The 13,048-nt window shown below is 71.4% G+C and carries 8 protein-coding genes; 3 read left to right on the top strand and 5 right to left on the bottom strand.

Annotation, left to right across the window (positions count from 1 at the left end):
• Positions 1-41: 41 nt before the first annotated feature.
• Together AC0LPE_RS17145 and eccCa are read right to left on the bottom strand one after the other, a co-directional pair.
• Positions 42-1,580, bottom strand: coding sequence for a type VII secretion-associated protein (locus AC0LPE_RS17145; RefSeq protein ID WP_490604874.1), 1,539 nt, complete (start codon positions 1,578-1,580; stop codon positions 42-44).
• Complete coding sequence (gene eccCa / locus AC0LPE_RS17150) at positions 1,580-5,563, bottom strand: type VII secretion protein EccCa (protein ID WP_490604875.1); 3,984 nt, start codon at positions 5,561-5,563, stop codon at positions 1,580-1,582. The genes AC0LPE_RS17145 and eccCa overlap by 1 nt, the downstream gene beginning before the upstream one ends.
• 195 nt (positions 5,564-5,758) lie before the next feature.
• Here eccCa and eccD point away from each other — a divergent pair, with 195 nt between their 5' ends.
• Positions 5,759-7,213, top strand: a complete 1,455-nt coding sequence (gene eccD / locus AC0LPE_RS17155; RefSeq protein ID WP_490604876.1) for a type VII secretion integral membrane protein EccD — start codon at positions 5,759-5,761, stop codon at positions 7,211-7,213.
• Positions 7,210-8,577 (top strand): type VII secretion-associated serine protease mycosin, encoded by a 1,368-nt coding sequence (gene mycP, locus AC0LPE_RS17160; RefSeq protein ID WP_160874406.1) that lies wholly within the window; start codon positions 7,210-7,212, stop codon positions 8,575-8,577. Before eccD ends, mycP begins: the two co-directional genes overlap by 4 nt.
• A 1-nt stretch (position 8,578) precedes the next feature.
• On the opposite strand, the gene eccB is transcribed toward mycP, so the two are convergent.
• A complete protein-coding gene (gene eccB, locus AC0LPE_RS17165) occupies positions 8,579-10,033 on the bottom strand; it encodes a type VII secretion protein EccB (protein ID WP_229565283.1) in 1,455 nt (484 codons plus the stop codon).
• A 240-nt stretch (positions 10,034-10,273) separates the two neighbouring features.
• Between eccB and eccE the strand changes: the two genes are divergently transcribed.
• Positions 10,274-11,857, top strand: coding sequence for a type VII secretion protein EccE (gene eccE / locus AC0LPE_RS17170; RefSeq protein WP_490604877.1), 1,584 nt, complete (start codon positions 10,274-10,276; stop codon positions 11,855-11,857).
• Here eccE and AC0LPE_RS17175 read toward each other — a convergent pair.
• Positions 11,845-12,420: an NADPH-dependent FMN reductase gene (locus AC0LPE_RS17175; RefSeq protein WP_272267130.1), complete on the bottom strand. Its 576-nt coding sequence runs from the start codon at positions 12,418-12,420 to the stop codon at positions 11,845-11,847. The genes eccE and AC0LPE_RS17175 overlap by 13 nt on opposite strands.
• Positions 12,417-13,022, bottom strand: coding sequence for a TetR/AcrR family transcriptional regulator (locus AC0LPE_RS17180; protein ID WP_160874412.1), 606 nt, complete (start codon positions 13,020-13,022; stop codon positions 12,417-12,419). The genes AC0LPE_RS17175 and AC0LPE_RS17180 overlap by 4 nt, the downstream gene beginning before the upstream one ends.
• Between the last annotated feature and the right edge of the window lie 26 nt (positions 13,023-13,048).

A 13,048-nucleotide genomic window follows, 5' to 3' on the forward strand; every position in this document is an offset into this window, starting at 1 on the left:
TATCGGTTCCACCCCTTCCGAAATTCGTGGACCTTCTTTCCTCACCCGACCCGGAGGGTGTGGACGGCCTGCTCGCATTCGCTGCGGATACGAGTCCATTCCTCCTCGAGGTACTGGCATCCCACCGACACCTGGAGGCCGCGCCCGGTCGGCGTCGCCGACGAGGGGAAGATCAGGACCGACCACCGCACCACCGAGTAGTCGTCGGGAACCTCGGTGTACGCCACGACCTTGCGGTCGGCGAAGGTCGTGTCGGTGTCGAGGTCGCGGATGACCGGTGCACGTTCGGCGGCCCGTTCCGCCAACGCGGCGGCGACCGAGTGCTCGTCGGTCCCGCCGGGGAGATCGCGGTACACGACCAGGATCCGACGATCGGTTCCGCCGACCGGTACGAGTTCCGCGCGACCCGTGGGCACGGTCGCGGGGTCGCGGACACGCCAGCCGTCCGGCAGGTCGAGGTGCAGTGGGCCGGCGTCGATCCGCGTCGACGGGGACGGACCGGTGTCGGCGGCCGGCTCGGACTCATCAACGTCGGTCGGCGTCTCCTCAGCAGCAACGACTTCCGGCGGATCCGGGGCCTCCGCATCTCCGCCTTCTCCGGCGAGAAGCGGCCACAGGAAGATCGCTGCGGCGAGCAGGGATGGAATCACCGCACCGGCGACGACCAGCGTGCGCACCGCGCCGGCCCGTCCGGCACGAGGGGGATCCGGGCGTGCGCGCACCTCGCTCAGCCATGGCAGTGTCCTGTCGGGTCCGTCGGTCGTCGACGCGACGGCCGGAGCCCTCGAGGTCGGTCCGATTCCGGCCGGTGGCGTTGGAGGACCGGTCACCGCGACGAGCATCTCCGAGGCCGCGACGGGCACGACCCGCCGACCCGCACCCACGAGATCTGCCACGAGAGCGAACGATTCGATACCGGACGGTTCGCCCGGCGCTCCGGTCACCACCACGACCTCCGGCCCGGCCCCGCTGCACACCGAGGTCAGCAGGTTCTCGAGTCGCGTCGCAGCGTCCGGAGAGTGCACCGACAGACCCGGATCACGCGCGAGTCGTTCGACGGTCGGCCCGTCGGGTCCGGGTGGACCGATGCTCACGGCGGTGACTCCCCCGGCGGCGAATTCGAGTACCGCACACCGCTCGTGCGGCGCAGGATCGGCGGCGCGCGCGGCGGCCACCGCGACCGGGAGCAGGATCGTATCGCCCGCGACCTGCCGCACAGCGGTCCGGAAGAGATCACGGCGCCGCTCGTTCCACCAGGTGGGGTGTATCGCGCACGCCAGCCCGCCGGTGTCCGGTGCACCCACGGTCGCTGCTGCGTAGGAGACGAGTCCGCTCAGCAGTTCTCCGAGTTCGGTTTCCCCTCCGACCGCGGCCGCATCCACGAGTTCCGTGACATCCACGACCCTTCCGAGGCCGACGGGATCCGACTCCTCCACCGCTGCCGCTCCGTACACCCGCCGGTCACCGAGATCCGCTGCGAGAGCAGGCACACTGCGCGTCGTTCCGGGCCACCCGATGTGGACGGACCCGGGCGTCAACGTGAACGCGACCGCGGCGACCGTCTCGTCCCGGACCGCCATCACACCTCCGGCACCCAGGCGGTCTGGACGAGCGCCGTGCCGTCGCGTCGTACGAGCGTGCCGCGACCCGGCGGCATCGGCGACGGACGGACCGCGCCGACGAGCGCTCCCTCGTCGCGGCTACCGCTCATGATCAGACCCGGAGTCGACAACTCCCGCAGACGTCCGAGGATCGGTTCGTACATCGCGCGTCCGGCACCACCCGAACGACGCGCGACCACCAGGTGCAGGCCGATGTCGCGTCCCTGCGGAAGGTAGTCGAGCAACGGCAGCAGCGGGTTCTGGCCCGAGGTGGCGACCATGTCGTAGTCGTCGATCACCACGAACACCTCGGGTCCGGTCCACCACGATCGATCGCGCAGCTGTTGTTGCGTCGTGTCGGGGCCCGGCAGCCGACGTTCGAAGATGCCGGCGAGTTCGCGGACCATGGCCGCGAGGACCGTCGCCGACGGCGCGTATCCCCCGAGATGGTCGCCGCCGACGACGCCGAGCATCGTGCGGCGGTAGTCGCCGACGATGATCCTGGTCTGCGCGCCTCTGCCGGCCTCGACCAGTCCGCGGCACAGTCCTCGCAGCAGATTGGTCTTGCCGCACTCCGAGTCGCCGAAGATCAGCAGGTGCGGATGGTCGGTGAAATCCACCGATACGGGCGCGAGCTCGGATTCGTCGATGCCGATCGGGACGGAGAGCCGGGCCGTCGGGGACGCCTCGGCCGGCGGCGGCCACCCCCTCGGCAGCGCTGCGAGGAGGTCGGGTCGGTCGATGCGTTCGGGCAGCATGCGCACCGGCGGCGCCGAACGCCCCGGGGTGGCCGCACGGACGGCCTCGACCGCCGCTGCGACGCCACTCGCGAGATCGGCCGGATCGGAGCTTCCGTCCACTCGGGGCAGCGCCCCCAGGATGTGCAGGCCGTCGCGGTCGATACCGCGTCCCGGCCGCCCTTCCGGCACCATCGCCGCTCTCTTGCGGCCGTACTCGGAGTCGGACGGGTCGCCGAGGCGGAGTTCGAGCCGCGTACCCAGCAGGTCGCGCATGGCGGGCCTGACGTCACCCCAGCGCGGGGCGCTGAGCACCACGTGGATGCCGTAGGACAGACCCTGGGCGGCCAGGATCCCGATCGTCTGTTCCAGTGCCTCGAAGTCCTGCCGGATGCTCGGCCAGCCGTCGACGACGAGGAAGACGTCGCCGAACGGATCGTCGGTGGCCGGTGCGACCGAGTCGGCGCGCATCAGCCGCAGCTGGGCCATGGACTCGATGCCGTTCTCGGCGAAGGACCGTTCGCGGCGACGCAGCAACGACATCATCTCCGCGACCGTGCGGCGCACCCGGTCGGTGTCGTGCCGCCCCGCGACGGAACCGACGTGTGGCAGGCCGGCCAGACCGGACAGGGTGCCACCGCCGAAATCGAGACCGTAGAACTGCACCTGCTCGGCGGTGTGTGTGAGGGCCATCGACAGGACGAGGCTGCGCAGCAGTGTGGACTTCCCGGACTGCGGGCCGCCGACCACCACGACGTTGCCGGCCGACCCCGACAGGTCGACCACCAGCGGATCGCGGCGTTGTTCGAACGGCCGGTCGACGACACCGACGACGGTGCGCAGGGTTGCCCGACGCGGTACGTCGCCGGTGAGCACCGATCTGGGCAGCAGTATGTCGAGCGACGGGGAGGCGTCGAGCGGAGGAAGCCACACCTCGTGTGCCGGTCTTCCATGGCCCTGGATCCGATCGACGACCACCTCGAGCACGCTCCGCCCGTCTCCGACGGGAAGAACCGGGAGCGGCTCCGTGACCGGGGCGGGCGGACCGGCATCGACCGGCACCGTCCGCGCGGTGAAGAGCCGGGGCCGGGACGTGCCGGCCGGCACCGCCGACCGGGCGCGCCGGGTGGGGCGGCCGGGCTCGTACGGTCCCGAGACGTACGCCGCAGAGAACCGCTGGATGTCGGCGGAATCGGTCCGCAGATATCCGGCGCCGGGTGTCGACGGCAGGTGGTAGGCGTCGGGAACACCGAGGACGCTCCGCGATTCGTTGGCGGAGAAGGTCTTCAGACCGATGCGGTAGGACAGGTGGCTGTCGAGACCGCGGAGGCGCCCCTCGTCGAGTCGTTGGCTGGCGAGCAACAGGTGCATGTGCAGCGACCGGCCCAAACGTCCGATCGCCGCGAAGAGGTCGGCGAATTCGGGCTGTTGCGAGAGCAGTTCGGAGAACTCGTCGACCACGATGAACAGCGCAGGCAGCGGGTCGAGAGGTGTACCCGCCGCCCTGGCCTTCTCGTAGTCCCCGACGTTGGCGAAGTTGCCCGCGGTCCGGAGCAGTTCCTGCCGTCGGTTCATCTCGCCTTCGAGGGCGTCCTTCATGCGGTCGACCATCGCGATCTCGTCGGCGAGGTTGGTGATCACCGCCGCGACGTGCGCGAGCCGCTCGAGACCGAGGAAGGTCGCACCACCCTTGAAGTCCACGAGGACCAGGTTGAGCGCCTCCGGTGGGTGCGTCGCCACGAGACCGAGGACCAGCGTCCGCAGGAATTCACTCTTCCCCGAACCGGTTGCGCCGATGCACAATCCGTGCGGTCCCATCCCGTTCTCGGCGGCCTCCTTGAGGTCGAGCTCGACGGGCGCACCGTCGATGCCGACACCGATCGGTACCCGCAGGCGGTCGCGTCCGCGGCGCGGCACCCACGCCTGGGCGGGGTCGAAACGGGCCACGTCCCCGAGTCCCAGCAGCTCCTGCCAACTCGACGGCCGCTCGTCACCGGCGCTCTCGTCCACCGCCCCGCTCACCACCCGGTACGGCGCGAGCCGCCTGGCCAGCGTCTGTGCCTGCGGTGTCCCGATGCCGTCGGCCTCGGCGAAGATGTCGACGTCGGTGCCGGTGGCGACCCCGACCCCTCCGTCCTCGACCACCAGGCGCAGGCCACGCGTCGCGCTGAGTCGTGTGGCGTAACCCGAGAGATCGAGCACGGTCACCGCGTCGAGACCGTCGTCGAGCACGCCCGAACCCGATCCCGTGACCCCGCCGTCGACGACCACGACGAGGTGCACGACACCTTCGCCGGCCGGGGTGTTCCGGACGAATCTGCTGCGACCGGCGAGGACCGCCGCGAGATCGGTCTCGAGTTCGAACAGCGAACCGAACACGGTGCGTGCACTGCCCGCACCGTCGCGCAGGACCGGGTTCTGCGCGTGCGGCAGCCACTTGATCCATTCCCATTCCGCGGCGGTGTCGGGACCGCACACGACGGCGACCTGCAGCGTGTCGGGACCGTGGAAGGTGCACGCCTGCGCGAGCATCGCCCGCGCGAGCGAGCGCGCTGCGCCGCGATCGCCCTCGATGCCGATCGCGGCGAAACCCCGCAGCGACACGGCCGTGGGCAGCGCCTGCACCACCGAGTGCGCGCGCACGAACCTGCGCAGCGACAGGGCGGCGACGGGTTCGAGATCCTCGACCGGTCCGGTGTCGGGAGGCACGAGCCGGGTCGCGAGTCGCTGCCCGCCGCGCCCCACCCTGAGGTGACCGAAATCGGGATCGCTGCCCCGCCGCTCCCACATCCGGACGGTGCCGGCGAGGGTCCACAACAGGGCCGGGTCGGGATGTGACCATTCGAGCGCCCGACGCTGTTCGTGTGCCGTCTCTGTGACCTCGCGCCGGAGTTGGTCGAGATAGCGCAGGTAGTCCTTGCGGTCCTCGTTCGCCTCGGCGGTCTTCGTTCCCCCGCTGCGACCACCGTTGGCGAGCATGCCCACCAGGGACACGACCATCATGAGCGGGAAGATCATCGCCATGGGGCTGCGTGCGGCGCCGGTGGTGAACATCAGCGCGACCATCCCGATCATCGCCGCGACCATCACGAGCGGGAGCAGCCTGGTCACCAGATTTCCGGGTGTGGCCCGGGGGATGTCCGGTGGCGGTTGGACACTCACCTCCCCGCCGGGAGCGCGCGGCGCCTCCCGCCGTGCTCTGCGCACGAAACGCACGGTACTCACTTCGCCAACCCCCCGGGACGCCGTCGGCCGCCCCCTACGGCCCCACGGTCGTGGAAGACTAACCCATGGCGGTGACCTTCCGTGCTCCTGCTCGCATCTCGGTCCCCCGACGGGCAACTCGGGCAGGACATTTGTCGGGACGATGTCGTATGGTCTGCGTCGTTCGGACTGCAGTGACGGGGGGAACCGAGGCCGATGACATCTGTGCGTGCGCGATCCGAGACCCCGGGGCAGGTGGGAGCCCCGGATCTGTGCCGGATCACCGTGCTCGCCCGCCACACCGAGGTCGATCTCGCGCTGCCCCTCGATGTTCCGGTGGCGTTGCTGCTCCCGGGGATCGTGGATCTCGTCGCCGGTCACCGGCCCGACAACGACTTCGACGCGACACCCGAACGCACGGAGCCCGACGGCTGGGCGCTCGCCCGGATCGGCCGGGCCCCGCTGTCCGGGGCACTGAGCCTCGACGAGCACGGTGTCCGCGACGGGGAGATCCTCGTCCTGGAGGATGCCGGATCCCCCGCTCCTCCACCGTTGTTCGACGACGTCATGTACAGCGTCGCGGCGTCGGACCGGACCATGACGCCGTGGGGTGCGGGCCCGTCGGGTCTCATCGTGGCCGTCCTGGGTCCGGTCGCCCTCGCTGCGGGCTGCGTACCGTTGCTGTTCCTGCCCGACGGTGCGAGTCGTCTCGCCCTCGGAGCCGTGTGTGCCGCGCTGTCTCTCCTGGTGCTGCTCGCCGCAGGCATCCTCGCCCGGCTGCACGACGATCGGCAGACCGCCACCGCACTGTTGTGGTGCATCTTCCCGCTCGCATCGACGGCCGGTGCGCTGCTCGTTCCCGGCGACTCGCCGGCGCCGCGTCTCGTCCTCGCGGCGGCTCTGACCGGCGCGGTCGCGGTGCTCGCCGTGCGTGTCACCCGCATCGGCCTCGCACCGTGCACGGCGGTCGCCGCGACCGCCGCGGGTGTCGTCGTGACGGCCTCCCTCGCATCGACCACCGATCTCGACGCGCGTGCGCTCGGGGCCGGAACGGTCGTGGCGGCGCTGCTGCTCGCCGGCACGGCACCGCGTCTCGCGGCGATGCTCGCCAAACTCCCCATCCCCCCGGTGCCCGCTCCGGGCGCTCCGCTCGAACCGGAGAGCACCGACAGCAGCAGCGTGTCCGGTCTGCCGTCACCGGCGGAGCTCGAAGACCGAGCCGACCGGGCACGCAGCGCGCTGACCGGGATCGTCCATGCCGTCGTCGTCCTCACGGCGGGTGGGGCGTGGTGCGCCGCATACCCGTGGGACGGAGAGGTCTTCGTCCCCGCGGTGGCACTGGCCGTCGCGTCGGCCGTGGTCCTCGTCTTCCGAGGCCGCACCTACACCGCGACCGCGCAGGCGGCTCCCCTCGTGGCGGGTGGCGCGGTACTGTTGCTCGGGCTGCTCGTCGGCGCGGCAGCGAGCGGTGCGTTGCCACCGTGGGCGGTGTTCGCATCCGCTACGGGTCTCACGTGTGCCGGTTTCCTCTTCGGTGTGGTCGCGCCGCGACGGACGTTCACCCCGGTACAACGCCGGATCGCCGAAATCGCGGAGTACGCAACCATCGCCACCGTCGTGCCGTTGGCCTGCTGGGTCGCCGGTGTGTACGCAGCGATCCGCGGACTGTGACGGTGCGGCTGTCACACCGGTTCGCGGTCCTGGCCCTCGCTGCCCTGGTAGCGACCACCACGCCGGGTCTCGCGACGGCCGCGCCGCCGGTACCCGATCCGGCGCAACTGCCCGCCGGCGCGACGCCAGCACCTCCCGAGGCCACCGAGATGCGGGTGCTGTGCGCGGAACTGCCGGATGCTCCGGACGGGCCACAGATCCCTCGGGCACAACGCATCCTCGACTTCGCGTCCGTGTGGCCGATCACCCGGGGAGCGGGGCAGGTGGTCGCCGTCATCGACACCGGGGTCCATCCGCATCCGCGGTTGCCGGCCCCGAGGCCGGGTGGTGACTACGTGTCCACGGGCGACGGCACCGAGGACTGCGACGCGCACGGCACGCTCGTCGCCGGCCTGATCGCGGCGCGACCGACACCCGGGTCGGGTTTCGCCGGTGGCGCACCCGACGTCGGGATCATCGCCATCCGCCAGTCCAGTGGCCATTTCTCCGATCGCTCCCGATCGGACGACGATGCCGCGCGCAACGCCTCCGGATACGGCGACGTACGGACCCTCGCCGCGGCCGTCCGGCAGGCGGTGGATCTCGGCGCCACCGTCGTCAACATCTCCGAGGTCGCTTGTCGGACGGTCGCCGAAGGCCTCGTCGACGGTCCACTGGGCGCGGCGGTGCAGTACGCGACGGATGTGCACGACGCGGTCGTCGTCGCGGCGGCCGGCAACACCGACACCTGCCGCGAAGGCAATCCGCGCTCGGTGGATCCGGCCGATCCCGGTGCGGATCCGTGGGATTCGGTCGTCACCCTGGCATCACCGGCCTGGTACGACGAGTACGTCCTCACCGTCGGTGCGGTCGAGGACGACGGCACGCCGGCCGAGTACAGCCTGCCCGGGCCGTGGGTCGACGTCGCCGCTCCCGGGAGTGGGCTCGTCTCGCTCAATCCCGGCACCGACGGTCTGGCCGACCTGATCCCCGGACCCCAGGGCGGCAGGCCGGTATCCGGGACGAGTTTCGCGGCGCCGCTCGTCGCGGCGACGGTCGCGCTGGTGCGCTCGCGGCATCCGCAGTTGTCCGCCCGGGAGGTGATGGCGCGCATCGAGAACACCGCCCACTCACCCGCGGAAGGATGGAATCCGCGGGTGGGGCACGGGGTCGTCGATCCGCTCGCCGCGGTCACCGCGCCGCTACCGGCCGAGCGCGCGCAGCCGGTGCCGGCGGTTGCCGTCGCCGAGCCGACTCCTCCCCCGGTACCGGATCATCGGCCGCGCGCCATCGCACTGATCTCGGCTGCAACCGTGATCGCCGCGACCGCCCTCGTTCTCGTCCTCACCGCACCGGCACGACGACTCGCCCGATCACGGACCTGAATCAGTTGCCCGCCCGGACGGGGACCGCCCCCGGGTCGGCGGCGACACCGTCGTGTGCCAGCAGCGCCTGCTCCCGGCCGAGCGCGGGTCCCGGAGCGAGCAACTGCAGGATCGGCCACGGGACCCGGGCGGGTGGATCCGTGAGGCCGAGCGCCGCAGCGGCGTCCGCATCGGTGATGCCGTACCGCACGCCGGTGTCGGCGACGTAGAACAACGAACCGAGACGGTCGGTGTCCGAGGTCAGCGAAGTGGTCTGCACGTATCTGCCGCGGCCCGGCGGGATGTGGATCGCGTCGACCTGCGGTCCGGCACCGTCGGCCTGGGCCGGGACCACGGGCACGGCGTCCTTGCCGGTGGGCAGGGCCGTCCCCGCGGACAACCGCAGAGCCGAGCGGTGCCGGTCGTCCTCGGCCGTGCCCGGCTGCCAGGTCGAGCACGCCACGGGCCTCTCCCCCGGATCGACGATCCGCGGGACGACCTCGGGAAAGGTGTCGACCGGCAGTTCGTGCACGACCGGCGCGGCCGCGAGGACGTCGGGTGGAACCACGGGGATCTCCGGTGCTCCTTGCGAATCCGAGAAGTGGATGAGATGTGCGGTGGCCCGCGAGACCTCCTGCACACCGTTCTCGAGCACCACGTGGAAACTCTGACCGTCCGGTTCGGACACCGAGACGACCGACCCGACGCGCGCACCCGGAATCGACACGCTCGGGACGCCTCCGGCGCCGGTGATGACGGGTGCCGTCAGCTTCGGTGCCTCCGGCACGGCGGCGAGCAGTCCGGGGCTCGCGGGGCGCGCGCGGGAGATGTCGATGCCCAGCAGGCGCACGAGGGACCGGTCGTTCGGGTCGATCTCGGCGCGCCTGTCCTCGTAGAGCAGGTGGTATCTGCCGTCCGCGGTCACGAGGAGCGCTTCGTCGTCGGCGAGCACCGAGCCTGCCCGGTGGTCGGGTGTGCCGGCGAGCACGGCGGTGGTCGAGGACTGCAGGCCGTTCGGATCGGCGACGTCGCAGACCGTCCACGGCACCACCTCCGCATCGTGGGCCAGGGAGGATGGCGCACCCGGGATCCCCACCAGCGGTCCGCGCGGTCGTGTCGTCAGTTCCTCGTCGGCCACGACCGCAGGTTCGGCGGGCGATCCGAGGATCAGCCGTGCCGACGCGAGGTTCAGGACGGGATGGAAGGTCGTGTCGATCGCGACGTAGAGCGCACCGGAGTCGCGGCCGACGACGACGGACGCATCACCGATCCGGTCCTGGGGCCGGAACAGGGCAAGGGCGGCACAGCCTCCCAGCACGACACACGCGACGACGACGCCGACGACGAGCGCCCGGAACTGGGAATGCATGGGGTCGTGGATCATTCGTACGTCACCCCGCACCAACGCATGATCCATGCGCCGCGCCAGGAAGCGGTATCCACTGACCTGCCATCGCGTGGTCGGTTGCGCTGCCATCGATCTCCCCCCGTACGGCACGCTCTCTGGCGCAACACAGTACAGTCCTGTCGGGCGCTCACCACACGCGCTCTGCGCGGTCAGGGGGAAGGTCGGCACCGCGCCGGAATCATTGCCGGCCGTCGTTCGGGGGGATCGATGCAACGGACCGTATCCGAGACGGAGGATTCACGGGTCAGCACAGCACCCGACAGTGCACGGGTCCGCACAACAGCAGGTGAGGCGAGAAGTCGCGTCGCCGTGCGGCTCGTGGGTGCGCAGTGCGTCGCCGTCCTCGTGTGGGCGCTGGCGGTGGTGTCGGGGGCGTCCGTGTGGGTGGCCTGCGCGATCGCCGTACCGCCCGCCGCGCTGTGTCTCATGCGGGTCGGCGGACGCGGCACGTCCGAGTGGATCGCGACCGTTCTGCGCCGACGCACGAATGCTGTCCCCGTCTCGGGTGTCCTCCGCGACTTCCATGTCGGGTCGGCGGTCCCGGTGGGGGTGCGATGGGACGGCCCGTACGCGACCGTCGTTCTCGAGCTGACCTCCCCGGCCGGCGCGATCGCCCGGCTCGGGCGCGACAGCGAGGAGACGGGGCGAACCCTTCCCCTCGACGCGATCGCCGCGTGCCTGTACCGGCACGATGTCGTCCTGGACGGGATCGATGTCGTGGTGCAGGGGCGCCGGGTTCGCGACTCGACCCCCGCGGGCCAGGCCTACGCGCAGTTGCTGGGTCCGCTTCCCGCCGCGGCCGAACGCACGGTGCGGGTGGTGCTCCGACTCGACGTCACGTCCTGCGCGAGCGCTGCCGCCCGTCGGGGCGGAGGCTCCGAGGGTGCGGCCCGGACCGTCGTCGCGGCGGCGCGGCGCGTGATCCGCGCGCTCGCCGACGCCGGGTACGGTGCGCGACTGCTCACCGCGAGCGAGATCGAACAGGCGGCGCTGCGCATCTCCCACGGGGTCCCGGCGACGGAGTGGGTCCCGACGCACCGGCATGTCTCCCTGTCCTCCGTCTTCGACTCGGGCGGCGCCTTCGACCCCCGGCGGATCGACCGCCACCACACGGCGGCGGTCTGGTCGCATCCGACCCTGGCGTCGACGCTGGTCCTCCGGTTGCGACCGGGTGATGACGGGTCGGTTCGGGTCGGGGCGCTGGCACGGTTCACCACGCGCGAGGCGGACGTCCCCTCGGTTGCCGGACTGCTCCCGGCGTACGGACGTCACGCGGAACTCCTCACCGCTGCGCTGCCCCTCGGGGTTCCGCAGCTGGAGGGCCGGGTTCCGTTGCGCGAATCGCGCCCCGGTGGACTCGACGCCCTCGCTCTTCCGGCCGGTGGGTGCGGGCAGCTCGTCGGATCGGACGACGCCGGCCGCGCCGTCACCGCGCGTCTCACCGGTCCCGGTGTCCGATCGGTCCACATCGCAGGCGAGTTGTATCTCGCCCAGCAAGTGGTCTTCCGCGCCGTCGCGGTGGGGGCGCGGGTCGTCGTCCACACCGACCGCCCCGGCGCGTGGCGCGGCCTGGTCGGATCCGCGGCCGGACCCGACCGGCTGCGTCTGGCGGGCGAGTACGCGGGCGACCGCGATTTCGACACGGTCGTCCACGACGGCGTCCCGCCCACCTCGTCCATGCCGCACGCGACCGCGATCCACGTGCACATCCACCCGGACGGATGGCCGCGCGAGCGTCCCACGGTGTCACTGCTGCAACCCGGAGCGGCCGGGGACCGCGTCGTGCTCACGGCGGGCGACGAACGCACGCCCCTCACACTCGTGACGATCGCGGCGGAGAGCACCCATCTCGGCCGGTCGCGCATGCCGGATCCGGCGCCTCAGCCGGGATAGCGGTCGAGAGCGGTTCCGGCGCGGACGGTGCGAGCCCACCACGCGATCTGGTCGAGCATGCGTTCCGCGCCGTCGATCGCGGCCTCGTCCGTGGTGGTGCCGTCGGCCGCGAATGCGTGCTTGACGCGGTGGAAGCTCACCGACTGCCGCACCGGCACCATGTGGACCTCGACGACGACCTGCCGCAACTGCTCGACGGCGCGCAGGCCGCCGGACAGGCCACCGTAGGAGACGAATCCGACCGGCTTGGTACGCCATTCACGTTTGACGGTGTCGATGGCAGTCTTCAGCGCGGCGGGATAGCCGTGGTTGTACTCGGAGGTCACCATCACGAAGGCGTCCGCGGCACCGATGCGACGGGTGAAGTCGTCGGCGACGGGCCCGCCCGAGAGGTCCTGCGGGAGCGGGGTCTCGGCGAGATCGAGAACGCCGACGTCGAACTCGGTGTGCTGTCGCGCGGTGGCCGCGAACCAGTCGGCGACGACCGGGGCGATGCGACCGGCACGGACACTGGCGACGACGACCTCGAGGCGGATCGGATCGTTCGATGCTGCCGTGGTCATGGAGTCGATCGTAGGTGCGGTGCGGCCGAGAGCCCGTGCGCGAGCAGCGCGGCGAGTTCCCGGTAGGCACGTGCGTCCTCGACACCGGTCGCCTCGGCCACCTGTCGTTGCTGGATGCGGACCATGACCGAGGCGACGACGTCGGCGACGAAGGCCGCGTGGACGTCGCGCAGTTCACCGGCCGCGACACCGTCGGAGATGAGCTGGCGGACGCGGTCGGCGGCGAACCGGGTGTTGCGTTCGTAGACCTCGCGCGCGACGGGCGTGTGGGCGATGTCCTCCATGAACCGCGTGGAGGCGGGTTCGAGTTCGCGCCCCACGGCCTCGAGATAGGCGCCGATGCGTGCCTGCGCGTCCGCGGCCCGCGCGACGTCGGCCTCCACCCGGTCGGCGGCGCCCTTGAAGAAGTGGACGGTCGCCGCGTAGACGAGCCGGTCCTTGTTCTCCGCGAGTGCGTAGAGCGTCGATTTCGAGCAGCGCAGACGCGCGGCGATGTCGTCGAGGGTCAGATGCGCGAAGCCTTCTGCCAGGAACAACGCGACCAGATCGTCGAACAGTTGCGCCTGCCGGGCGGTGGGCCGCCGGCTACCGACTCTTGCCATACCGAGAACAGTACGCCAGTATCGTT

The organism is Rhodococcus sp. S3 (assembly GCF_058211795.1).